Source organism: Mesorhizobium metallidurans STM 2683 (assembly GCF_000350085.1).
GTDB classification, from domain to species: Bacteria; Pseudomonadota; Alphaproteobacteria; order Rhizobiales; family Rhizobiaceae; genus Mesorhizobium; species Mesorhizobium metallidurans.
This window is the reverse complement of record NZ_CAUM01000108.1, coordinates 1-22,323: the sequence shown is the minus strand read 5'-3', so window position 1 is coordinate 22,323 and position 22,323 is coordinate 1. Positions and strand designations below refer to the sequence as shown.

At 63.3% G+C, this 22,323-nt stretch carries 21 protein-coding genes; 4 read left to right on the top strand and 17 right to left on the bottom strand.

Features of this window, described 5'->3' with window-relative positions; translation table 11 throughout:
- Positions 1-346 precede the first annotated feature (346 nt).
- Both phnX and MESS2_RS17715 read right to left on the bottom strand, forming a co-directional pair.
- Positions 347-1,162, bottom strand: coding sequence for a phosphonoacetaldehyde hydrolase (gene phnX / locus MESS2_RS17720; protein ID WP_008875755.1), 816 nt, complete (start codon positions 1,160-1,162; stop codon positions 347-349).
- Positions 1,159-2,319 carry a TIGR03364 family FAD-dependent oxidoreductase gene (locus MESS2_RS17715; protein ID WP_008875754.1) on the bottom strand — a complete coding sequence of 387 codons (1,161 nt, stop codon included), beginning with the start codon at positions 2,317-2,319 and terminating at the stop codon, positions 1,159-1,161. The genes phnX and MESS2_RS17715 overlap by 4 nt, the downstream gene beginning before the upstream one ends.
- Before the next feature lie 184 nt (positions 2,320-2,503).
- Between MESS2_RS17715 and MESS2_RS17710 the strand changes: the two genes are divergently transcribed.
- Both MESS2_RS17710 and mazG read left to right on the top strand, forming a co-directional pair.
- Positions 2,504-3,688: an amino acid aminotransferase gene (locus tag MESS2_RS17710; protein ID WP_008875753.1), complete on the top strand. Its 1,185-nt coding sequence runs from the start codon at positions 2,504-2,506 to the stop codon at positions 3,686-3,688.
- Between the two features lie 88 nt (positions 3,689-3,776).
- The gene (gene mazG, locus MESS2_RS17705) at positions 3,777-4,601 is read left to right on the top strand and encodes a nucleoside triphosphate pyrophosphohydrolase (RefSeq protein WP_008875752.1); all 825 of its coding nucleotides are present in this window, start codon (positions 3,777-3,779) and stop codon (positions 4,599-4,601) included.
- A gap of 6 nt (positions 4,602-4,607) precedes the next feature.
- Here mazG and hflX read toward each other — a convergent pair whose 3' ends face one another.
- The 8 genes from hflX to dusB form a co-directional block, all read right to left on the bottom strand.
- Positions 4,608-6,002 (bottom strand): GTPase HflX, encoded by a 1,395-nt coding sequence (gene hflX / locus MESS2_RS17700; RefSeq protein WP_008875751.1) that lies wholly within the window; start codon positions 6,000-6,002, stop codon positions 4,608-4,610.
- The gene (gene hfq, locus MESS2_RS17695; RefSeq protein ID WP_006202172.1) at positions 6,003-6,248 is read right to left on the bottom strand and encodes an RNA chaperone Hfq; all 246 of its coding nucleotides are present in this window, start codon (positions 6,246-6,248) and stop codon (positions 6,003-6,005) included. It lies immediately after the preceding gene.
- Positions 6,249-6,394: 146 nt separating this feature from the next.
- Positions 6,395-7,258 (bottom strand): D-amino-acid transaminase, encoded by an 864-nt coding sequence (locus MESS2_RS17690; RefSeq protein WP_008875749.1) that lies wholly within the window; start codon positions 7,256-7,258, stop codon positions 6,395-6,397.
- 91 nt (positions 7,259-7,349) lie between these two features.
- Positions 7,350-8,711 carry a nitrogen assimilation response regulator NtrX gene (gene ntrX / locus MESS2_RS17685; RefSeq protein ID WP_008875748.1) on the bottom strand — a complete coding sequence of 454 codons (1,362 nt, stop codon included), beginning with the start codon at positions 8,709-8,711 and terminating at the stop codon, positions 7,350-7,352.
- A complete protein-coding gene (locus MESS2_RS17680; RefSeq protein WP_040593434.1) occupies positions 8,701-10,989 on the bottom strand; it encodes a sensor histidine kinase NtrY-like in 2,289 nt (762 codons plus the stop codon). Before MESS2_RS17680 ends, ntrX begins: the two co-directional genes overlap by 11 nt.
- A 176-nt stretch (positions 10,990-11,165) precedes the next feature.
- Positions 11,166-12,626: a nitrogen regulation protein NR(I) gene (gene ntrC, locus MESS2_RS17675; RefSeq protein WP_008875746.1), complete on the bottom strand. Its 1,461-nt coding sequence runs from the start codon at positions 12,624-12,626 to the stop codon at positions 11,166-11,168.
- Positions 12,623-13,765 (bottom strand): two-component system sensor histidine kinase NtrB, encoded by a 1,143-nt coding sequence (locus tag MESS2_RS17670; protein WP_008875745.1) that lies wholly within the window; start codon positions 13,763-13,765, stop codon positions 12,623-12,625. Before MESS2_RS17670 ends, ntrC begins: the two co-directional genes overlap by 4 nt.
- Positions 13,762-14,790, bottom strand: coding sequence for a tRNA dihydrouridine synthase DusB (gene dusB / locus MESS2_RS17665; protein ID WP_008875744.1), 1,029 nt, complete (start codon positions 14,788-14,790; stop codon positions 13,762-13,764). The genes MESS2_RS17670 and dusB overlap by 4 nt, the downstream gene beginning before the upstream one ends.
- A 201-nt stretch (positions 14,791-14,991) precedes the next feature.
- Here dusB and MESS2_RS17660 point away from each other — a divergent pair, with 201 nt between their 5' ends.
- The gene (locus tag MESS2_RS17660; RefSeq protein WP_008875743.1) at positions 14,992-16,221 is read left to right on the top strand and encodes a bifunctional 2-C-methyl-D-erythritol 4-phosphate cytidylyltransferase/2-C-methyl-D-erythritol 2,4-cyclodiphosphate synthase; all 1,230 of its coding nucleotides are present in this window, start codon (positions 14,992-14,994) and stop codon (positions 16,219-16,221) included.
- Positions 16,218-16,700, top strand: coding sequence for a CinA family protein (locus MESS2_RS17655; RefSeq protein ID WP_008875742.1), 483 nt, complete (start codon positions 16,218-16,220; stop codon positions 16,698-16,700). Before MESS2_RS17660 ends, MESS2_RS17655 begins: the two co-directional genes overlap by 4 nt.
- 3 nt (positions 16,701-16,703) lie before the next feature.
- Here the strand turns inward: MESS2_RS17655 and MESS2_RS17650 are convergent, their stop codons facing one another.
- The 7 genes from MESS2_RS17650 to MESS2_RS17625 all read right to left on the bottom strand — a co-directional run.
- Complete coding sequence (locus tag MESS2_RS17650; protein WP_008875741.1) at positions 16,704-17,159, bottom strand: type II toxin-antitoxin system RatA family toxin; 456 nt, start codon at positions 17,157-17,159, stop codon at positions 16,704-16,706.
- Positions 17,160-17,171: 12 nt separating this feature from the next.
- Complete coding sequence (gene lipA, locus MESS2_RS17645) at positions 17,172-18,137, bottom strand: lipoyl synthase (RefSeq protein WP_008875740.1); 966 nt, start codon at positions 18,135-18,137, stop codon at positions 17,172-17,174.
- Positions 18,138-18,273: 136 nt separating this feature from the next.
- Complete coding sequence (locus MESS2_RS17640; RefSeq protein ID WP_008875739.1) at positions 18,274-18,531, bottom strand: GlsB/YeaQ/YmgE family stress response membrane protein; 258 nt, start codon at positions 18,529-18,531, stop codon at positions 18,274-18,276.
- 96 nt (positions 18,532-18,627) lie between these two features.
- Positions 18,628-20,094: a dihydrolipoyl dehydrogenase gene (gene lpdA, locus MESS2_RS17635; protein ID WP_008875738.1), complete on the bottom strand. Its 1,467-nt coding sequence runs from the start codon at positions 20,092-20,094 to the stop codon at positions 18,628-18,630.
- A gap of 3 nt (positions 20,095-20,097) precedes the next feature.
- On the bottom strand, positions 20,098-20,526 hold the full coding sequence (locus MESS2_RS32380) for a hypothetical protein (RefSeq protein WP_157357757.1): 429 nt from the start codon (positions 20,524-20,526) through the stop codon (positions 20,098-20,100).
- Between the two features lie 4 nt (positions 20,527-20,530).
- A complete protein-coding gene (locus MESS2_RS17630) occupies positions 20,531-21,169 on the bottom strand; it encodes an SGNH/GDSL hydrolase family protein (protein ID WP_008875737.1) in 639 nt (212 codons plus the stop codon).
- A 130-nt stretch (positions 21,170-21,299) separates the two neighbouring features.
- A partial coding sequence (locus MESS2_RS17625) for a 2-oxo acid dehydrogenase subunit E2 (protein ID WP_244440017.1) occupies positions 21,300-22,323 on the bottom strand: 1,024 nt, incomplete at its 5' end.

Here is a 22,323-nt window from a genome sequence, read left to right as displayed (position 1 = left end):
CGTCATAATGAAATTTTCTTAATGGCCGGCGTCTGTGACGGCGGGCGTAATGCGTTTCAACGGTCACAAGCCGCCTGCGTTCCGGTTCGCTTCCGCGAGGCCGTTTATCTTGCTTTTGGCCTTGTTCTCACGCTGACAGTGAACGTGCCGATGAACGAGGGCACTGGCCGCAACTGTCGTTCCCAACGATGCCGCGACCGCGCGAAATGCGAACCATTGCGTCAGGCATCGCGCTGGCTCTCGCCGGTTATGGTCTGGCAAGGCTGCAGCCGGATAGAGTGTTTTAAGCCCCATAATCGCAAATGGCTCGCGCCGGCCCCTTCCCCGCCCAGTCGCCTTCAGGCGCTCAAGACCTCTCGCCGCGCTGAAGCCTTCCTTCGATCGCCGCGATGACCGGCATCAGGTCGGCGACGCCGCTGACGACGTAGTGGGCGCCGGCGGCGGTGAGCCTGGCCGAGGCTTCGGCGCGCTTCTTCCTGAAGATATCAGGCGCGAGCGCCTGCGTCTCCGCCAGCGTCAGGCCGAAGACATTGCCAGTCACCGACACACCGATCGTCCAGGCGCCGGCATTGGTGCCCTCGGCAATGCCGACCTCGGTGTCGTCGACCTTCACGCTCAGCCATGGCGGATAGACGCCAAGCTCGGTCAGCGCCTTCCACAGCATGAACGGCGTCGGCCGCCCGTCGGGCGTATCGCCGGTGCACACCAGGCAATCCGGCGAAAACCCCTGCCCGGCGGCCACCGGTAGGATTTCGGCCATGATGTCGCGCGTGTAGCCGGTCGTCGAGCCGATCTTGAGACCCCGCGTGCGCAGCGCCGTGACGACCTCGGCAACGCCCGGGATGACATCGGAGTAGTGCGCCGCCACCGCACGGTTCTTCGGCACGAAGACGTTATAGACGGCATCGATGTCGGCGTCGGTCGGAGCATGGCCGTGCTGCTTTGTCCAGGCCGCCGCGATCCGCGGCAGCGCCAGCAGCGCCGCAATGTGCGGACGCTTGGCCATTCCCATCGGGCCTCTGGCCTCGTCCACGCTGATCGCCACGCCAAAATCGGCGAAAGCCTCGATGAATACGCCCATCGGCGCCAGCGAGCCGTGATCGACGACAGTACCGGCCCAATCGAAAACAACGGCGCGGAGCAAACCCTGGGTGGCCATCATGCGATCTTCCTGGCATCTGCCGCGGTGGAACCGAAAAGCTCGTCGATCACCTCTTCGGCGATCGCGAAAGAGGTGCTGGCGCCGATACCGCTGGTGATCATGACGAGACGCACATTTTCCTGCGGCGCGTCGACGAACATGGTGCGATCGGACGCCGAGGCGTAGATCCCGGTCCAGCGTTCCAGGGCGCGTGGCGTCGGTCCGCCAAAGACGGCGCTGAATTCGTCGAGAATGATTTCGTCGACCCGCTCCGAAGCGAACGGGTCGGGCGTCGTTGCATAATGATGTGAATCGCCGATCACCAGCGTGCCGTCGGCGCTCTGCACGACGATCAGATGCACGCCATTGTCGAGCGCGTCGCGCTGATCGACCTGAAGCTTGCGCCGCAGGGCCGCGGCTTCCGGCAAGGCGGCGTAGCCGGCATAGCGGGCGAGCCCCAGATCGGACATCACCGATACCGGCAGCCGGAAACCAGGATCGGCAAGACGCATCATCTGCAATTTGCAGCGGGTGACGGCATATTGCGCGATGCGCTCGGGATAAAGCGTCGCCAGATCGTCGCCCGGACAGACGATCACCTTGCCGGCATGGACAACACCGCGGCTGGTCTCGATGTCGGGCGGTGCGATCGAGCGCGCCGCCGTTTCGCGGCGGAACGCGACGCCATGCCGTTCGGCCAGCCAGGCCGCAAGCCGCGGGATCGCTTCGTGCGATTCGACACGCACCTCGTGCGGGCTCCACAGGCCGCCGGCGAAATCCTGTCCGGCAAGTTGGGGATACCGGCCCCGAAGCTCGTCGGGTTCGAGCAGCAGACAGCCCTCGCCCATTTCGGTCCGCAAGAACGCCTCGGCCACCGCCCGAGCCTCCGGGCGGCGGGCGACAACGACCGCGCCGCGCTGGATGACATCGATGCCGGCTGGCTTCGCCACCTCCAGCCAGATGTCGCGGGAGCGCATCGCCCGGCGCCACACCTGGCCGCGCTCCTGGCCGCTGACCGTGATGAAGCCGAAATTGCGCACCGACGCGCCATTGGCCTGCGCGTCGCGATCGATGACGACCACGGAAAGGCCACGCCGGACGGCGGCGAGCGCATGTGCCAGACCGACAATGCCGGCGCCAACAATCGCAAGGTCGAACTGTTCTTGCCGGCTTATCATTATCTCACGCCGTCATTCTCGCGCTTGTCCCGGAAATGCTTATTCAAACTACGCCGATGTGACAGGAACGTGTAGGGCTCACTTCCGTCTTGCCGATCGCACAGCATTCGGTCTGGCGCATGTGAAAGCGCTGGCACAAGGCCGCCGATTTGCGTATCACTCCGCCGCCATTGGGACGATATTGATGTTCGAAAACCTGCAGCCCGCCCCCGCCGACAAGATCATTGCCCTGATCGGCCTCTATCGCGCCGATCCGCGCCCCGACAAGGTCGACCTCGGGGTCGGCGTCTACAAGGACCGTGACGGCAAGACGCCGGTGATGCGCGCGGTGCGCGAAGCCGAAAAGCGCCTGCTGCAGAGCCAGGATACCAAGACCTATCTCGGTCTTGCCGGCGATACCGGCTTCAATGCAGCGATGGCGTGGCTCACCTTCGGCCAAGCGGCCGACATGACGCGCATCCGCGCCGCGCAGGCGCCCGGCGGCTCCGGCGCGCTGCGGCTGGTGGCCGAGCTGCTCAAGCGGACGCGATCCGACGCGACGATCTGGCTGTCCGATCCTACCTGGCCGAACCACATGCCGGTGATGCGTGGCGCCGGCTTGCAGATCCGCGAATATCCCTATTTCGACGCGGCTTCCGGCACGGTGCGCTTCGCTGACATGCTGGCGGCGTTAAGCGCCGCAAAAAGCGGCGACGTGGTGCTGCTGCATGGCTGCTGCCATAACCCGACCGGCGCCAATCTCGACACCGCGCAATGGGCCGAAATCACCGATCTTGTCGTCGAGCGCGGCCTGCTGCCTTTCGTCGACATCGCCTATCAGGGCTTTGGCGAAGGCCTCGACGCGGACGCCGCAGGCCTGCGCATCATGGCCGCAAAAGTCCCGGAAATGGTCGTCGCCTCGAGCTGCTCCAAGAATTTCGCCGTCTATCGTGACCGCGTCGGCGCGGCGATGATCCTGGCCAAGGACGGCGCCCAGGCGGATGTGGCGATGGGCCAGATGCTGTCGGCGGCGCGCGCCATGTATTCGATGCCGCCGGACCACGGCGCCGCTGCCGTACGCATCGTGCTGGAAGATGCAGCGCTGCGCGCCGACTGGGAAGCAGAGCTCGAGGAGATGCGGCTGCGCATGCTCAGGCTTCGGGTCCAGTTCGCTGAGGCGCTGCGGCGGCAGTCCAATTCCGACCGCTTCGATTTCGTCGCCAGCCATCGCGGCATGTTTTCCCGCCTTGGCCTGTCCGAGGCGCAGGTCGAGCGGCTGCGCGCCGAGCACGGCGTCTACATGGTCGGTGACAGCCGCATCAACGTCGCCGGCCTGCCCGAGGATGGGATGGAAGCACTCGCCAAGGCGATCGTTTCCGTCCTCGACTGAGGAGACTGTTCCGCGCAGCTGTGGACAAGGCGCCCGCGCCGGCCGACAGCGTTGGCCGCGCGGCCGGGCGCACGATAGCATCCGCCCGATGAAACCTTCGAAAGACATCTCCCGGCTGATCGAGATCATGGCAGCGCTGCGGGCGCCGAAAACCGGCTGTCCCTGGGACATAGAGCAGGATTTTTCGACCATCGCGCCTTACACGATCGAGGAAGCCTACGAGGTGGCGGATGCGATCGCGCGCGGCGATCTCGACGATTTGCGTGACGAGCTCGGCGATCTCCTGCTGCAGGTCGTCTACCATGCGCAGATGGCCGAGGAAGCCGGTGAATTCGCCTTCGGCGACGTGGTCCAGGCCATCACCACCAAAATGATCCGTCGTCATCCACATGTCTTCGGCGACGAGAAGGCGCGCAACGCCGGCATGGCCAAGGGCATGTGGGAGAAGATCAAGGCCGTGGAGAAGGCGGAAAAGCGAAGCGCCCGCCTCGCCCGTGGGCTCGACCCTGAAGATAACGGCAAAGGCTTTCTCGATAGCGTGCCGGTCGCCCTGCCCGCGCTGACCCGGGCGCTGAAACTGCAGGAAAAGGCGGCCCGCGTCGGCTTCGACTGGAGCGAGGCCACGCCGATCCTCGACAAGATCGAGGAAGAGATCGGCGAATTGCGCGAGGCGCTGTCCAAGGGCGACATGGCGTCGATCAAGGACGAGTTTGGCGACATGCTGTTTGCCGTCGTCAATCTCGGCCGCCATCTCAAGCTCGATTCCGAAGCGGCGCTCAGCGGCACCAACGAGAAATTCCGCTCGCGCTTCCACTATGTAGAGCGGATGCTGGAAGCCTCGGGGAACACGCTTGAAAAGGCGACGCTCGGTGAGATGGAGGTGCTTTGGCAGCAAGCCAAAAGCGCGAGATAACCTGATTTACCCGTTGTTTTTACGGTGTAATCGGCTTTCGATCTCTTCACGCGCGCTTTGCGTCGCCTTGAGCGAGACGGTCACGCTGCCATCCTCGTTGTCGGCCCGCGAAACGATGTCGCCATTGCGGTAGAGCCAGTCGACAAGGCCTAGTTGAGCCGGCGTGAGCGTGATTGTCAGCGTTGCCAGCTCGCCCGACACCCTTGTCTCGATGATCGCCTTCAGCGCATCGATGCCCTCGCCGGTGACGGCCGATATGGCGATCGGCGGCGCCTTTTTGCCGTCGGCCCCGTCTGCAAGCAACCGCACCTGGTTGCCCTCGTCGAGCCGGTCGATCTTGTTCCACACTTCGATGACGCGCTTGGTGTCGTCGGCATCGACGCCGAGATCGGCAAGGATGCGCTCGACATCCTCGGCCTGTGCGGCGGTGTCAGGGTCCGAAATATCGCGCAAATGGATGACGAGGTCGGCTTCGACCACCTCTTCCAGCGTCGCCCGGAAGGCCGCGATCAGATGTGTCGGCAGATCCGAAATGAAGCCGACCGTATCCGACAGGATGACCGGCGTGCCGTGCGGCAGGCGCACCCGGCGCAGCGTCGGATCGAGCGTGGCGAACAGCATGTCCTCGGCCAGAACCCCTGCTCCGGTCAGCCTGTTGAACAGCGTCGACTTGCCGGCATTGGTGTAACCGACGATCGCCACCACCGGGAACGGCACCTTCTTGCGCTTGGCGCGATGGAGATCGCGGGTTCGCCGAACGGTTTCCAGCTCGTGCTTCAGCTTGATGATTTTGTCCTGCAGGACACGCCGGTCCGATTCGATCTGCGTTTCGCCGGGACCGCCGAGAAAGCCGGCGCCGCCGCGCTGGCGCTCAAGGTGGGTCCAGCTGCGGACGAGCCGGCCCTTCTGGTAGTTGAGATGGGCAAGCTCGACTTGCAGCGTGCCTTCCTTGGTGCGCGCGCGCTCGCCGAAGATCTCCAGGATCAGCCCGGTGCGATCCAGCACCTTGGCGTTCAATTCCTTTTCGAGATTGCGCTGCTGTACCGGCGTCAGCGGATGATCGACGATAACCAGCTCGGCATGGCCCTCTTTGACGATCTCCGCAAATTCCGCCACCTTGCCGCTGCCGAGCAAGGTCGCCGGACGCGGATCGTTGACGGTCACGACTGCCGTGTGGATCGGGTCGAGGTCGATGGCGCTGGCAAGGCCGACCGCCTCGTCGTGACGAGCCTCGGCTGAACGCGTCAGGCGCGGGCGATTCGTCTCGTCGTCACCACGCGGCTGGCGGGTGAGCACCGGCACGATGACGACAGCCCGGGTTGGCCCCTTGGCCTCTGTCCCGGGCTGATGTGACGATTTTTTTCCGCGGACGCTGTGGTCCGCGTCTTTCTCACGTGCCAATCAGGCGCCCTGGCTTTCCTCGCCATCGAACATCTGAACCGGCTGGCTCGGCATGATCGTGGAAATGGCGTGCTTGTAGACGAGCTGGGAATGGCCGTCACGACGCAGCAAAACACAGAAATTATCGAATGAAGTGACCACGCCGGTCAGTTTCACGCCGTTGATAAGGAAGATGGTGAGCGGGTTCTTGCTCTTGCGAACTGAGTTCAGGAACAGGTCCTGAAGGTTTTGCGATCGTTCCGCCATTGTTCTTGTCTTTCCGCCGATCCCCTTCGGTTTGCAGGCCAATGCGCCAAATTAACCGGCCCATGTCAAGCTTGCAAACACCCTCTTGCCGTCAGTAACGACAAGCAGAACGAGATATATTGATGTGCATTCCACCTGTGCGGTTATCAGGCCGGACTTTTTTCCGCAACGTCAAAAAAGGCCTGCCGCAAGGAAAGTGTTATTGAGCCGGGATGGCCGTTGGCCACGGGAACGCCGTCGATCGCCACGATCGGCATGGCGATCGTCGTCGCCGAACTGATGAAAGCCTCGCGCGCGGCCTTGGCTTCGGCGACCGAAAACCCCCGCTCCTCGATCGTCAGCCCCAGCTTGGCGGCCACTTCGAACAGCGTGGTACGGGTGATGCCGCGCAGGATGCCGTGCTCGGCCGGCCGCGTCACCAGCACACCATTCCTGGTGATGATCCAGGCGTTCGACGACCCGCCTTCCTTGACGGTGCCGTCGGCATCGACGAACCAGGCCTCCTGAGCGCCCGCTTCCCTGGCTTTCTGCTTGGCAAGCACGTTGGGCAGCAGGCCGACGGACTTGATGTCGACCCGGTCCCAGCGATTCTCCGGCACGGTGATGACCTTGATCCCGTTCTCGGCCCGCTTGGAGGCCATGGCGGGGTCGGCTTTCCTGGCCGTCACCACCAGCGATGGCTTAGTGCCGGCCGCCGGGAAGACAAAGTCGCGGCTGGCAACGCCGCGCGTCACCTGGAGATAGACCAGGCCGTTGGCGACATGGTTGCGGCGCACTACTTCGCGCAGGATGAGCGGCAACACGCGCTGCGTGACCGGCCAGTCGATCGAGAGCTCGCGCAAGGAACGGTCCAACCGGGCAAGATGGTGTGGCATGTCGACGATGAAGCCGCGCGCCACCTCGCAGACCTCGTAGACGCCGTCGGCAAACTGGTAGCCACGATCCTCGATGTGCACGCAGGCATCGGCGTGAGCGACATAGCGCCCGTTCACATAGGCAATGCGCGGCATCTGCAGTCCCCTGGATATTTCAGGCTTTCCTAGGCGATTCCGCCGCTGGCGTAACCGACAAATACATGGGCCAGTGCGGCAAGCCCGGCGTTCAGACGCCGAGCGACTTCAGCTTGCGATGCAGCGCCGAGCGCTCCATTCCGATGAATTCGGCGGTCTTCGAGATGTTGCCGCCAAAACGGTTGATCTGGGCGATCAAATAGTCCTTCTCGAATTGTTCGCGCGCTTCGCGCAATGGCAGCGCCATGATGTGCTGGTCGGACTGGTTTGGCGTGCGCGGCATGACATCGCCGATCTCGGCAGGCAGCAGGTCGGCGGTGATCGGCGTATCGACATCGTCGCCGCGCGCCAGGATCATCAGGCGCTCGACGTTGTTGCGCAACTGGCGGACATTGCCCGGCCAGTTGTGAGCCTGCAGCACGGCCAGTGCGTCGTCGCCGATGCGCCGCGGCCGGATACCGGCCTGACGAGCGATCTGCTTCATGAAATTGTCGACCAGATAGGGAATGTCCTCCCGCCGCTCGGCCAGGCCCGGTACCATGACCGGAACCACCGCCAGGCGGTGGTAGAGATCCTCGCGGAAACGACCATCGGCGATCATCGCCTCCAGGTTCTGCGCGGTCGACGAGATGATGCGGACATCGACCCTGACCCGCTTGGTGCCCCCTACCCGTTCGAACTGCTGTTCGACCAGCACGCGCAGGATCTTGTTCTGCGTCTCACGCGGCATGTCGGCCACTTCGTCGATATAAAGAATGCCGCGATGGGCTTCCTCCAATGCGCCGACCTTGCGTTCGACGCCGTTCGATTCGGTGCCGAACAGCTCGATCTCCATGCGCTCGGGCGTGATGTTGGCGGCGCTCAAGGTGACGAAAGGCGCGCCCTTGCGCGTCGATAGCGTATGGATGGCGCGGGCCGCGAGCTCCTTCCCCGACCCGGAGGGGCCAATGATCATGACGCGGCTGTTGGTCGGCGCGACGCGTTCGATGGTCTGGCGCAGCTGGCTCATCGCCGACGACATGCCGATCAGGTCGAAGGTCTCGCCGCTGCGCTGCTTGAGGTCCGAAACCTCCCGCCTCAGCTTCGATGTCTCCAGCGCACGCTCGGCAATCAGGATCAGCCTGTCAGCCTTGAACGGCTTTTCGATGAAGTCATAGGCGCCGCGGCGGATGGCGGAGACCGCCGTTTCGATATTGCCGTGGCCGGAGATCATCACCACCGGCAGGTTGGGGTGCATCGTCTTGATTTCGTCCAGCAACGCCAGCCCGTCCAGCCGCGAGCCCTGCAGCCAGATGTCGAGGAAAATCAGCCTCGGCGCCCGGTCGGCGATCGCCGCCAGCGCGCTGTCGGCATCGAATGCCGTGCGGGTTTCGTGACCTTCGTCGCTCAAAATACCGGCGACAAGCTCGCGGATGTCTTCCTCGTCATCGACGATGAGAATGTCAGACGCCATTACCGACCTTTTCAGTTTCTCTCTCGTTTTCCGTCCTGCCCTCGCCGCGCGGTGGCGCGGTAACGGCCGCAGGCGGCAGGATGATGCTGATCATCGCGCCCCGCCCACCGTGGAAGTCCGCCGGCGCGTCATGCAGTTCGAGCCGGCCGCCATGGTCCTCCACTATCTTCTTGACGATAGCGAGGCCGAGCCCTGTGCCTTTCTCGCGCGTCGTCATATAGGGCTCGAGCAGCCGCTGGCGATTCTCGCGCGGCAAGCCTTTGCCATTGTCGATGACATCGATACGAATCGCACCATTCTGGCGCCCGGCCTGAATCCGGATTATGCCGTCCGAACGATCCTTTTGATCAAGTCCGTCTATGGCCTCGGCCGCGTTCTTGATGACATTGCCGAAAGCCTGCGCCATCAGCCGGCTGTCGAAGGTGCCTTTCAGCGGTTCGTTGCCGAACACGCGCTCGAAAGTGATGTCGGCGCGGCTCACTTCGACGAGGAACGAGGCCTCGCGCAATGATTCGCGCAAGTCGAGGGACTTCATTTCAGGCTTGGGCATGCGTGCGAAGGCGGAGAACTCGTCGACCATGCGGCCGATATCCTCGACCTGCCGGATGATCGTGTCGGTGCACTGATCGAAAACCTCGCGATCCTCGGTGATGACCTTGCCGTAGCGGCGCTTGATGCGCTCGGCGGAAAGCTGGATCGGCGTCAGCGGGTTCTTGATCTCGTGGGCGATGCGCCGCGCCACATCGGCCCAGGCCGACGAGCGCTGTGCCTGGACCAGATCGGTGATGTCGTCGACCGTCACGACGTAGGATTTTTCCTCCGACCCGTCGTCGCCGGCCTCGATCGTGATCTGCACGTTGAAGGTCCGCTCCGTGCCGGCGCGGTAGAACGTCACCTGCTCGCGATAGACCGGTTTTCCCGACTTGCGTCCGATCTCGAAGACGCGGCCGACATGCGGCAGCACCGCGGAAAGGTTCTGGCCTAGTGCGGCGGTGGCCGATATGGCCAGCATCGTCTCGGCCGAGCGGTTGACGATGGTGACGATGCCATAGGGATCGACACCGATGACGCCGGCGGTGACGCCGGCAAGCACCGCTTCCGAGAACCGCCGCCGCTCGTCGATCAGATCCTTGGCGGACAGAATCTCGTTGCGCTGCGATTTCAGCTCCAAGAGCATCTTGTTGAAAGTGTCGCCGAGCGAGGCGACATCGCCATCGGACGGCCGAACGGGCACGGCAACGTCAAGATTGCCGGTCGCGACCTCGTCGGCCGCGCCGATAAGCTGACGGATCGGCCGCACCAGGCGGTCGGCGACGGCAATACCGGTCCAGATGGCGGACAGGATGATGATCAGCGTCAGCGACAAATAGGGAAGCGCGAACGCCACCTGCGAGGTGCGGCGATTGTCTTCGAGGCCGCGGTATTCGTCGGTGTTGGACCTGACGATCTGCCGCGCCTTGATCACTTCGGGATCGACGAGGCGGATGGTGTAGAGATAGAGCCCTTCGATCTCACGCAGCTTGACGATGGCGCCCATGATGTTGCGCGTCTTCGGCTCGATCAGTACCGGCTTGCCATCGGCGGCACTGGCGACGGCGCCTTCCGGTGGCTCCGGCATGGCAAAGTCGGCATCGGTCTTGGCGCTCATGACGAAAGACCCGTCGGGCTTGATGAGTGCTGCATGGGCCAGCGAACGGCCAACGGCTTCCTTGTTCATGAGATCGAGGAAACCTGTCCGGTCGAGGCCGTAAAGCGTGCGCGACGCATCGAGGTCGTAGGCCATCGACAGCGTCGTCCCCTGAAGATTGCGCGCGTTTTCCTGCACATAGGCGTCCGCGATCGACAGCGACGAGTTGACGATCGTCTTGGTGCGGATTTCGAACCAGCGGTCGAGGCCGATGTCGAGGGTGATCGAGGCGATGATCGCCACCATGATTGCGGGAATCGCGGCGACCAGCGCAAACATCGCCACGATACGCACATGCAGCCGCGACGCCGCCTTGCCGTGCCGGCGCGCCATCAGAATGCGATGCACTTCGCGGCCGACCAGCGCGATCAGGAACAGGACGAAGGCGGCGTTGAGCGCGATGAGCGCCAGCGTCGTCCTCTCGTTCGGGACGATCGGCGTGGCGCCGACGAGAATGGCGAAGGAGATCGCCGCCGTAATCAGCGCCCCGGCGATCGCAACCACGCCGGGCAGCGCAAGCAGCCGGCGCCCGTCCCTCGGGCCGGGCTTGCTGAAAAGCCGTTCGCTCAGTGTCGGTGCCTGTGAAGCCATGTCGCCGTGCGGAGCCATTGATTGCGTCGGATCTATGCAACGCATTGTGGCGATTATGCAACAAGTGTGACCTGGACGGAAATCTTTCGGCGATTGATCCCCGGAAAAAGGGGTGACGCTATCGCATCGGCCCCGAAAATGGGACTCGATTTCGACGTCTTTCCAAGGTTGCCCGGTTAAGATTGCCTGGACGATTTGTAGACGTTGACGCCGAGTTCACGGATCTTCTTGCGCAGCGTGTTGCGGTTCAACCCCAGCAATTCCGCGGCCTTGATCTGATTGCCGCGGGTCGCCGTCATCGAGGCCAGAACCAGTGGGTATTCGACTTCGGAGAGAATGCGCTGATAGAGGCCGGCGGGCGGCAATTCACCGGCAAACGAGGCAAAATAGCGCTGCAGGAAATGTTCCACCGCCTGGCCGATGGACAGATCGTCGGGAATGAGGTTACCGCTACCGGGAACGACCGGCCTCTCGCCGGTCTTCAGCTCCGCCTCGATGATCTCGGCGGAAATCTCGTCCTGCGAGTAGAGCGCGGCCAGCCTGCGGACGAGATTTTCGAGCTCGCGCACATTGCCGGGCCAGGGATAGCGCTTCATCAGTTCGATGCCGCCGGTGGAAATGCGCTTGGTCTGCAGGCCTTCGCTGGCGCCGATCTTGAAGAAGTGCCGGACGAGGTCGGGAATGTCCTCGGAACGCTCGCGCAGCGCCGGCAGCCTGAGCGGTACGACATTCAGCCGGTAGAACAGGTCCTCGCGAAACAGACCCTGATTGATCAGCGTGCGCAGATCCTTGTTGGTGGCGGCGACGATGCGCACATCGGTCTTGATCGGCGTGCGGCCGCCGACGGTGGTGTATTCGCCCTGCTGGAGCACGCGCAACAGGCGCGTCTGCGCCTCCATCGGCATGTCGCCGATCTCGTCCAGGAACAGCGTGCCGCCTTCGGCCTGCTCGAAACGGCCGGTGGAGCGGTTCTGCGCGCCGGTGAAGGCGCCCTTCTCGTGTCCGAACAGCTCCGATTCGATCAGGTCGCGCGGGATCGCCGCCATGTTGATGGCGACGAAGGGACCGCCGCGACGGCGGCCATATTCGTGCAGTGCGCGGGCCACGAGTTCCTTGCCGGTGCCCGACTCGCCTGAAATCATCACCGTCAGGTCGGTCTGCATCATGCGCGCCAGCATGCGGTAGATGTCCTGCATGGCGGCCGAGCGGCCGACCAGCGGCATCGTTTCCGGCGGCTCGTCCGCCCGCGCATCGATCTTCGGCCGCCTGGGCTCGGAAAGCGCCCGGTTGACGATGTTGAGGAGTTCGGTCAGGTCGAACGGCTTGGGCAGATATTCATAGGCGCCGGTCTCGGAGGCGCGGATCGCGGTCATGAAGGTGTTCTGGGCGCTCATGACGATGACGGGCAGTTCCGGCCGAGCCTTCTTGATGCGCGGCAGCATGTCGAAGGCATTCTCGTCCGGCATCACGACATCGGTGATGACGAGATCGCCCTCGCCGGCCGCGACCCAGCGCCACAACGTGGAGGCGTTGGAGGTCACACGCACCTCATGGCCGACTCGCGAAAGCGCCTGATTGAGGACCGTGCGGATGGCCGCATCGTCGTCGGCGACCAGAATATTACCGCGAACCGTCATTTGCGGTCTCCTTCGCCGTCATCGTCGGTGCCAAGCGACGTTTCTTTCCAGGCCGGCATCAGAATGCGGAACGTCGTGCCGCGCGGCGTCGAATCGCATTCGATGATGCCGCCATGCTCGCCGACGATTTTCGCGACCAGCGCAAGACCGAGCCCCGACCCGTTCGGTTTGGTGGTGATAAACGGGTCGAACAGGATTGGCAGGATATCTTCGGAAACACCGGAGCCGTTGTCGCGCACGCAAAATTCCAGCGGCAGCGACACGCGGCCCTGCGATCCCGGAACGGAGACGCGGATGCCCGGCCGAAACGCGGTTGACAGGCTGATCTCGCCTTGCGGATCGCTGCCGATGGCTTCCGCAGCATTCTTGACCAGGTTGAGGAACACCTGAATGAGCTGGTCGCGATTGGCGAAAACCGGAGGCAAGGAAGGATCATAGTCCTCCAATATTTTGATTTTCTTGGCAAAACCGTTTTTGGCGATCGCCTTAACATGGTCAAGCACGACATGGATGTTGACGGGATAACGGTCGATCGGCCGCTCGTCGGAGAACACCTCCATGCGATCGACCAGCGAGACGATCCGATCGGTCTCGTCGGTGATCAGCCGGGTCAGCGCGCGATCCTCGTCGGAAGCCGACAGTTCGAGCAGCTGGGCAGCGCCCCTGATGCCGGACAGCGGGTTCTTGATCTCGTGGGCGAGCATGGCGGCAAGGCCGGTCACCGAGCGCGCGGCGCCGCGATGCGTCATCTGCCGGTCGATCTTGTCGGCCATCGACCGTTCCTGGAACATGACGACGACGGAGCCCGGAAATTCCGGCACCGGCGCGACATAGAGGTCCACGACCTTCTCGATGCCGAGGCGCGGCGACGATACGTCGACCCGGTATTCGTTGACCGGCGCCCGCCGTTCGCGGACCTGGTCGACAAGCGTCAGCAACGGGCTGCCGAAAGGAATGAGCTTGGACAATGTGTTGCGAGCGAGCATCGTCGCGCTCGAGCGGAAGAAATCCTCGGCATCGGCATTGGCGAAGGTGATGAAGCCTTGCTGGTCGACCATGATCACCGGCCGGCGGATGGTGTTCAGCACGATGTGGGCGGCGTCCGCCATGTCCGTGTTCTGTGCAACCGTCGCGCTCATGCCGCGCTCCGCAGCTTGACCGGCTCCGCAACGCTTTGGAACACGGCGCGCAACTGAGTAATGACCTGTACGGGCTCGAAAGAGGTGAGGATCACCTTGCGCTGGTCAAGGGCGGCGCTGGCGGCATGGCGGTCGAGATACCAGCCAAGGTGCTTGCGCGCCTGGCGCAGGCCACTTTCCACGCCATAAAGCGCCAGCATGTCTTCGTAATGCGCAATGACGTAGTCGGCGAGCGTTTGCGGGCTTGCGGGAATGCCGGATGCCGTTTCACCAGCCGCCGTCGCCGCGATGCTGCCTGCCGTCCAGGGCGCGCCGTAATGCGCGCGGCCGATCATCACCGCATCGGCGCCCGACTGGTCGAGGATCATGGCTGCCTCTGCCGGCGAGCCGACATCGCCATTGGCGACCACCGGGATCGATACGGCCTGCTTGATGCGGGCGATGGCGCGCCAGTCGGCCTTGCCCTGATAGAACTGACAGCGGGTGCGGCCATGCACCGTCACCATGCTGACGCCAGCCTGCTCGGCGCGACGCGCCAAAAGAGGTGCGTTGAGCGCGCCTTCGTCCCAGCCGAGCCGCATCTTGACCGTGACCGGCACCTCGACAGCGCCGACAACCGCCTCGATCAGCGACAGCGCATGGTCGAGATCGCGCATAAGCGCCGAACCGGCGTAGCCGCCGGTCACCTTCTTGGCCGGGCAGCCCATGTTGATATCGATGATGTCGGCACCCTCGCCGGCGACGATTCGCGCGCCCTCGGCCATATGCGCCGCCTCACGGCCGGCAAGTTGGACCATGTGGACGGGCAGCCCGGAATGACGGATGCGCAAATCGTAGCCTGCCCTGCCCTTGGCCAACTCTCCGCTCGCCACCATCTCGGACACGACCAGCCCGGCGCCATGCGCGTGGGCGCGTTGCCGGAACGGCTCGTCTGATATACCGGACATGGGTGCGAGAAAGACGCGATTGCGGATTCTCATGCCCCCGATGTCGAGCGGCGAAGCCAATTTGGTCAAATCAGGCATGCACAAAAACCAAGCATTTTCGATTGCTGCACATTCTCTAGCCAGAACGGCGGCAATGTGCAACGCGCAATGACGTCACATTAAGGCGTATTTGGGAAAATGCTGGTCTTCGCAGCAAGCCGCTTTGGAACTGATATCTAGCGCACGATCTTTTCCGAAAACCGATTACACTTTTCGGGATCGTGCGTTAAGCCTCTGGCCATGACAGACACAAGCGAAAAACCAGCCGACGCAGCAAACGACAAGGTGGGTGTAGTCATCGTCGCCGCCGGGCGCGGTGCGCGCGCCGGGCAGGCCGACGGACCGAAGCAGTATCAGCGCATCGGTGGCCGCGCCGTCATCGCACGCACGCTGGAGGCGTTCCTGTCGCACCCGAAAACAGGCGCTGTCGCCGTCGCCATTCATGCCGACGACCGCGACCTCTTTCGGCAGGCAGCGGGCGCCAATGCCGACCGGGTCATCGCCGTGATCGGCGGCGTGTCGCGCCAGGCCTCGGTCCGTCTCGGGCTGCTGGCGCTACGCGAGCATGCGCCGGGCCGGGTGCTCGTCCATGACGCGGTGCGCCCCTTCGTCGACGCGGCCCTAATCGACCGCACGATCGAAGCGATCGGCGAGCGCCAGGGCTCGCTGCCCGCTTTGCCTGTCGCCGATACGCTGAAACGCGAGTCGGCCGCCGGCATGATCGAAGAGACCGTCTCCAGGACCGGACTGCACGCCGCGCAGACGCCGCAAGGTTTTCCGTTCTGGCCGCTGCTTGCCGCCCACGAGAAGGCCCATCATCTGGGCAAGGCGGACTTCACCGACGATGCCGCGATCGCCGAATGGGCGCATATTCCGGTGAAGATCGTTGCGGGCTCGCCGGACAATGTCAAACTCACCTGGGCACGGGATATTGCAATGGCCGATCAGCGGCTCTCCGGCGAACGGCCGCGCTTTCCTGATATCCGCACCGGCAATGGCTACGACGTCCACGCCTTCGAGCCCGGCGACCATGTCACGCTCTGTGGCGTCGCCATTCCGCATGACAGGAAACTGTCCGGCCATTCGGATGCCGATGTCGGCTTGCACGCGCTGACCGACGCGCTGCTCGCCACTTGCGGCGCCGGCGACATCGGCACGCATTTCCCGCCCTCCGATCCGCAATGGAAAGGTGCTGCCTCGCGGATCTTCGTCGAACATGCGGCGAAGCTGGTGCGCGGCGGCGGCGGGCGCATCGCCAATGCCGACATCACGCTGATCTGCGAGGCGCCGCGCGTCGGCCCGCATCGCGAGGCGATGACCGCTGCGCTTTCGGCGATGCTGGGAATCTCGCCGGACCGCATCTCGATCAAGGCCACAACCAATGAAAAGCTTGGCTTTGTCGGACGTGAGGAAGGCATAGCGGCGATCGCAACGGCCAGCGTCGTATTTCCCGGCGATGTCCCCGAATGAACAACAGCGACCTCGCAAACGCCCTGCTCCAGGCCTGTCAGCGGCGCGGCATCATGCTGGCGACGGCCGAAAGCTGCACCGGCGGCATGATCATCGCGGCACTCACCGACATCGCCGGCTCTTCCGCCATGGTCGACCGCGGTTTCATCACCTATTCCAATGAAGCCAAGATGGAGATGCTCGGTGTCTCGGCCGCCACGCTTGATGCGCACGGCGCCGTCTCACGCGAAACGGTGCTTGAGATGGCTGCGGGCGCGCTGGTCCGCTCGCAGGCCGGGCTGGCGCTTGCCGTCACCGGCATAGCCGGCCCCGGCGGTGGCTCGGCGGAAAAACCCGTCGGCCTTGTCTGGTTCGGCATTGCAATTACCGGCCGGCCTGTTGTCGCCGAACGCCAGCTGTTTGCCGACAACGGTCGCGACTTCATCCGCCGTGAGACCGTCAGGCACGCGCTGGAACTCGGCCTGCGCGCGCTCGCCTGAAACTCAGGCTGATGCCGCGCCATAGACAACGCCGGCGCGCTTCTCGAAAGCCTCGGCGAACATGCGGAAGGCGCGGTCGAACATGGTTCCCATCACCGCGCCGAGAATGCGGCTCTTGAACTCATAGTCGATGAAGAAGTGGACCTCGCAGCCGCCATCGGCCGGATCGAAGCGCCAGACATTGCTGAGATATTTGAACGGGCCGTCGATGTATTTGACGTCGATGGTGTTCTCCTCCGGCTTCAACAACACTTGCGTGGTAAAGGTTTCGCGGATCGCCTTGTAGCCGATGCTCATGTCGGCAACGAGAATCGTCCGGCCATCGCGCTCCTTGCGCGAGCGCACCGTCAGCGCCTCGCACAGCGGCAGGAATTGCGGATAGGTTTCGACGTCGGCGACCAATGCGAACATCTGTTCCGGCGTATGGGCGACGCGGCGGATGGCTTCGAATTTCGGCATGAAACCAGCGAGTTATGCTGATTTTCTGAGCTGCGCTTCACGCGCCGCGCGCAGCCTGGCGAAATCGTCGCCGGCATGATGCGACGAACGCGTCAGCGGGCTCGACGCCACCAGCAGGAAGCCCTTGGTCCTGCCGATCGTCTCGAAGGATTTGAATTCCTCCGGCGTGACGAAGCGGATGACTGGGTGGTGCTTCTTCGACGGCTGCAAATACTGGCCGATGGTCATGAAGTCGACATTGGCCGACCGCAAATCGTCCATCAGTTGCAGGATTTCGTTCCGCTCCTCGCCCAGCCCGACCATAATGCCGGACTTGGTGAAGATCGACGGATCGAGTTCCTTGACCCGCTGCAAGAGCCTGATCGAGTGGAAGTAGCGGGCGCCCGGCCGCACCGTCAGATAGTTCGACGGCACGGTCTCGAGATTGTGGTTGAACACATCGGGCTTGGCCGCCACCACGATCTCCAGCGCGCCTTCCTTGCGCAGAAAATCTGGCGTCAGGATCTCGATCGTCGTCGACGGCGTCGCCGCGCGGATGGCGCGGATAACCTCGGCGAAATGCCGCGCACCGCCATCGGCGAGATCGTCGCGGTCGACGGAAGTGATGACCACGTGACTCAGGCCCATCTGCTTGACCGCATGCGCGACGCGCGCCGGCTCATCGGGATCGAGTGCGGTCGGTATACCGGTAGCCACATTGCAGAACGCACAGGCGCGCGTGCAGATCTCGCCCATGATCATGAAGGTGGCGTGCTTCTTTTCCCAGCACTCGCCGATATTGGGACAACCGGCTTCTTCACAGACGGTCACCAGCTTGTGCGATTTCACGATCTCGCGCGTCTCGGCGTAGCCTTTCGACACCGGCGCCTTGACGCGGATCCAGTCGGGCTTGCGCAGCACCTCCTGGTCAGGCTTGTGCGCCTTTTCGGGGTGCCGCAGGCGCGGCGCGTTGGCGATCGTGTCGAGGACGGTGACCATCTGAAACCCGGTTCATTCGCGAGCGCCTTCCCGGCGTTCGCCTTTCAGCGTCATCTAGGACTTTTTGACGGAAAGAAAAAGGCCGTAGCTCTGCATGCCGCCACAGCCGTTTTCGCATGGCAAGAGTTGAGATCGACTAACGGCGAACCAGGCGTCCCACCCAGATCAACAGGCAGGCGCCGATAAAGCCGGTGATCAGATAGGCGAACCAGCCGACACCGAAGGCGCCGATGTTGAGTGCTTGCAGGATGGCATTCAGCACGATCGCGCCGACAATGCCGAGAACGATGTTCATGAAGATGCCGGTATCGCTCTTCATGAACATCTCGGCGAGCCATCCCGCCAGACCTCCGATGATGATGGCTGCTATCCAGCCCACGCCGTTCACGTCCATATGCCCTCTCCTCGTATGATGAATGCATCAGGAAACGAATTGCCTCGCCGTCGAAATCTCTCCGGTCTTGGGTGTGAGTCTCGCGCAGCCAATTTATCATGCGTTCAGCGCACGGCCATAGGCGTCGAGCACGCTTTCCTTCATCATTTCCGACAGCGTCGGATGCGGGAAGATGGTGTGCATCAGCTCTTCCTCTGTCGTTTCGAGGTTCATCGCAACGACGAAGCCCTGGATCAGCTCGGTCACTTCGGCGCCGACCATGTGCGCGCCGAGCAACTGGCCGGTCTTCCCGTCGAAGATGGTCTTGACGAAGCCCTGGTCCTCGCCGAGCGCGATGGCCTTGCCGTTGGCGGCGAACTGGAAGCGGCCGACGCGGATATCCTTGCCCTCGGCCTTGGCCTTGGCTTCGGTCAGACCGACGGAGGCGACTTGCGGGTTGCAGTAGGTGCAGCCCGGGATCTTCAGCTTGTCTGTGGCATGCACGCCGGGGAAATTGGCGATCTTTTCGACGCAGACAACGCCCTCGTGCTCGGCCTTGTGGGCGAGCATGGGCGGGCCAGCGACATCGCCGATGGCATAGATGCCGGGGACATTGGTCTTGCCGTAGCCGTCGACGACGATGCAGCCGCGCTCGGTCTTCACGCCGAGCGCTTCGAGGCCGAGATTTTCGATGTTGCCCTGCACGCCGACGGCGGAAATCATCCGGTCGGCGGTGATCTTCTCGACCTTGCCGTCCTTCATCTCGACATGCGCGGTGATCGAGTTGGCTGATTTCTCGACCTTGGTCACCTTGGCCTCGAGGATGATCTTCATGCCTTGCTTCTCGAACTGCTTCTGCGCGAATTTCGAGACCTCGGCATCCTCGACCGGCATCACCGCCGGCAACAGCTCGACGACGGTCACCTCGGCGCCCATGGTGCGGTAGAATGAGGCGAATTCGATGCCGATGGCGCCCGAGCCCATCACCAGCAGCGATTTCGGCATCTCCTTCGGCACCATCGCCTCGAAATAGGTCCAGATCAGTTTGCCGTCCGGCTCGATGCCGGGCAGCGCGCGCGGCCTGGCGCCAGTGGCGAGGATGATATGCTTGGCCGTGTAGGTGCCCTCGCCCTTGACGCCCTTCGGTGCTGGCGGCTGCGGCTCCATCGGCTTCTTGGCCGTCTTGGAAACCACGATCTCGCCCAGTTTGTCACCGGAAGGAGCCTTTGACAGCTTGGCCTCGCCCCAGATGACGTCGACCTTGTTCTTCTTCATCAGGAAGGCAACGCCGCCATTGAGCCGCAGCGAAACCTTGCGCGAGCGGTCGACCACGGCTGACGTGTCGACGCTGACCTTGCCGTCGAGCTTCAGGCCATAGTCCTTGAGGTGATCGGAATAGTGCATGATCTCGGCCGAGCGCAGCAGCGCCTTGGTCGGGATGCAGCCCCAGTTGAGGCAGATGCCGCCGAGATGCTCGCGCTCGACGATTGCCGTCTTGAAGCCGAGCTGGGCGGAACGCACCGCCGTGACATAGCCGCCGGGGCCGGAGCCGATGATGATGACGTCGTAACTTTGATCAGACATTGTTCAAACCTTCAAAAACCGTAGCGACAGATAGCCCACCCAAGCGCTCCAGAGCGCTGCCGGCCAAGAAGCAACTGGCAGCAATACTGCTCCTATTGCCATGAGCGGACGTCCTTTTTCTTCACCAAGCATCGCCACCAGCACAAACGCTGCGCTGACCACCACTGCGATCACCGTCCATACACCTGCAGAAACGAACCCAAGAGCGGCGGCGAACCTTCGCAAATGCTCAGGATGCTTTCTTTTGAAAAAAGCATACGGAACAAACAAAATTGGTGCTGGGATAAGCGGCCAGAGGAACAAGTACCACATTCCACTGCCGCCAAACGCTATCAGTCCTATTGCGACCCCTGTCGTAAACAAACTGAACACGCCGCAAGCCAGCAACCAACTACCGGCCACCCGTTCGTCGCGTGTTGGTTGGCGCGTCATCTGCCTAGAGTTCCAGCATGACGCGCACGAGCGGCGCCAGCGCCGCGCCTATTTTGCGCGTGTTCTCGGCGTCGAGATGGACGCCGTCGAGCGGCGTGGTTTTGGCCACCGTGCCGGCGTCGAAGAAGCCGCAGCCGGCCTCGTCGGCAAGGGCGGAATATAGCGCCGCCAATCGCTGCGAGGCGTCATCGCCGCCGGCGAACATCTCCTTGAATTCGGCATTCTCCGTGCGGCTGACAGCGGGCGGCGCGACGATCAGGATCTGAGGCGCCGGCCAATCGAAGGGGTAATCGTGGCCACGCACGATATCGATCAGGCGCCGGATGCCTTGCTTGGCCGCGACCGGATTGCCGTGAATCCACGGCTTCATGTCGTTTGCGCCGAGCATTATGACGATGAGGTCGATCGGCGCATGCGTCATCAGGATCGTCGGCAGCATTCTTGCCCCGTTTCGGTCGGCTCCCGCCAGATGGTCGTCGAAAGCCGTGGTGCGGCCATTGAGGCCCTCGGCGATGATTTCCACACCGCCACCCAGCGCCTTCCCCAGCACGCTCGGCCAGCGATCTTCGAGCGGGTGGCGGTCGAGACTTGCCGCGTCATAGCCCCAGGTCAGCGAATCGCCATAGCAGAGGACCGTTTTCATGCGTTTGCCCCGCTCCTGCCAAAACCTGCCTGCGCGCGCTTTACCCGCCAGCACACGAATGCGCCGGCCAAACCGGAAAGGAAGAAGGCAAAAAGGCTGGTGAAGAATTCCCGCACCGCCTTTTTCCTTTCTAGACCAGCATGCCCATCGGGTTTTCGATCATGCGCTTGAAGGCGACCAACAGCTCGGCGCCGAGCGCACCGTCGACGGCGCGGTGATCGGTCGACAACGTCACCGACATGATTGTCGCTATTCTGATCTCGCCATTCTTGACGACAGCTCGCTCCTCGCCGGCGCCTACCGCCAGGATCGTCGCATGCGGCGGGTTGATGACGGCGGCAAAGTCCTTGACGCCGAACATGCCGAGATTGGACACAGCGGTGGTGCCGCCCTGGTATTCTTCCGGCTTCAGCTTGCGGCTGCGGGCGCGGCTGGCGAGATCCTTCATCTCATTGGAGATCACCGACAGCGTCTTTTCGTCGGCGCGCCGGATGATCGGCGTGATCAGCCCGCCGGGGATCGACACGGCGACGCCGACGTCGGCATGCTTGTGCTTGACCATGGCGCTGTCGGTCCAGGACGCATTGGCGTCGGGCACCGCCATCAAGGCCATCGCCATCGCCTTGATCACCATGTCGTTGACGGAGAGCTTGTAGGCAGGCGCCTCGCCCTTCTCGGTCTTCTTCACCGGTGCCGCGGCGTTGATCTGCGTGCGCAGCGCCAGAAGCGCGTCGAGTTCGCAGTCGAGCGTCAGGTAGAAATGCGGGATGGTGCTCTTGGCCTCGACCAGCCGCCGCGCAATCGTCTTGCGCATATTGTCATGCGGGACAAGGTCGTAGGAGCCTTCGGCGAACAGTTTCAGCACCTGCTCGTCCGACATCGCTTTCGGCGCGGCAGAAGAAGCAGCCGGAGCGCCAGCGGGCGCGGCCTTCGCGGCTGGCGCCGCCTTGGCGCCGCCGGAAGAAATCGCCGCGTCGACATCGGCCTTGACGACACGGCCATGCGGGCCGGAGCCGGTCACATCAGAGACGTCGACGCCGGCTTCCCGGGCGATGCGGCGGGCCAGCGGCGAGGCGAAGGTGCGCCCTTCACCCTCCCCTTGTGGGGAGGGTCGGCCGGCCTTCCGGCCGGGGTGGGGTCGCGGCGGTGGTGTC

Excerpts from the sequence above, each read along its gene's own strand:
- MESS2_RS17650 (WP_008875741.1), bottom strand. The coding sequence starts at position 17,159 with ATGCCGAAATTCGAAGCCATCCGCCGCGTCGCCCATACGCCGGAACAG.
- MESS2_RS32380 (WP_157357757.1), bottom strand. The coding sequence starts at position 20,526 with ATGACGCGCCAACCAACACGCGACGAACGGGTGGCCGGTAGTTGGTTG.
- MESS2_RS17670 (WP_008875745.1), bottom strand. The coding sequence starts at position 13,765 with ATGAGCGCGACGGTTGCACAGAACACGGACATGGCGGACGCCGCCCAC.
- ntrX (WP_008875748.1), bottom strand. The coding sequence starts at position 8,711 with ATGGCGTCTGACATTCTCATCGTCGATGACGAGGAAGACATCCGCGAG.
- hfq (WP_006202172.1), bottom strand. The coding sequence starts at position 6,248 with ATGGCGGAACGATCGCAAAACCTTCAGGACCTGTTCCTGAACTCAGTT.
- MESS2_RS17655 (WP_008875742.1), top strand. The coding sequence starts at position 16,218 with ATGAACAACAGCGACCTCGCAAACGCCCTGCTCCAGGCCTGTCAGCGG.
- MESS2_RS17660 (WP_008875743.1), top strand. The coding sequence starts at position 14,992 with ATGACAGACACAAGCGAAAAACCAGCCGACGCAGCAAACGACAAGGTG.
- mazG (WP_008875752.1), top strand. The coding sequence starts at position 3,777 with ATGAAACCTTCGAAAGACATCTCCCGGCTGATCGAGATCATGGCAGCG.
- MESS2_RS17690 (WP_008875749.1), bottom strand. The coding sequence starts at position 7,258 with ATGCCGCGCATTGCCTATGTGAACGGGCGCTATGTCGCTCACGCCGAT.
- MESS2_RS17715 (WP_008875754.1), bottom strand. The coding sequence starts at position 2,319 with ATGATAAGCCGGCAAGAACAGTTCGACCTTGCGATTGTTGGCGCCGGC.
- lipA (WP_008875740.1), bottom strand. The coding sequence starts at position 18,137 with ATGGTCACCGTCCTCGACACGATCGCCAACGCGCCGCGCCTGCGGCAC.
- MESS2_RS17710 (WP_008875753.1), top strand. The coding sequence starts at position 2,504 with ATGTTCGAAAACCTGCAGCCCGCCCCCGCCGACAAGATCATTGCCCTG.
- MESS2_RS17630 (WP_008875737.1), bottom strand. The coding sequence starts at position 21,169 with ATGAAAACGGTCCTCTGCTATGGCGATTCGCTGACCTGGGGCTATGAC.
- ntrC (WP_008875746.1), bottom strand. The coding sequence starts at position 12,626 with ATGACGGTTCGCGGTAATATTCTGGTCGCCGACGACGATGCGGCCATC.
- MESS2_RS17640 (WP_008875739.1), bottom strand. The coding sequence starts at position 18,531 with ATGGACGTGAACGGCGTGGGCTGGATAGCAGCCATCATCATCGGAGGT.
- MESS2_RS17680 (WP_040593434.1), bottom strand. The coding sequence starts at position 10,989 with ATGGCTTCACAGGCACCGACACTGAGCGAACGGCTTTTCAGCAAGCCC.
- phnX (WP_008875755.1), bottom strand. The coding sequence starts at position 1,162 with ATGATGGCCACCCAGGGTTTGCTCCGCGCCGTTGTTTTCGATTGGGCC.
- dusB (WP_008875744.1), bottom strand. The coding sequence starts at position 14,790 with ATGCCTGATTTGACCAAATTGGCTTCGCCGCTCGACATCGGGGGCATG.
- lpdA (WP_008875738.1), bottom strand. The coding sequence starts at position 20,094 with ATGTCTGATCAAAGTTACGACGTCATCATCATCGGCTCCGGCCCCGGC.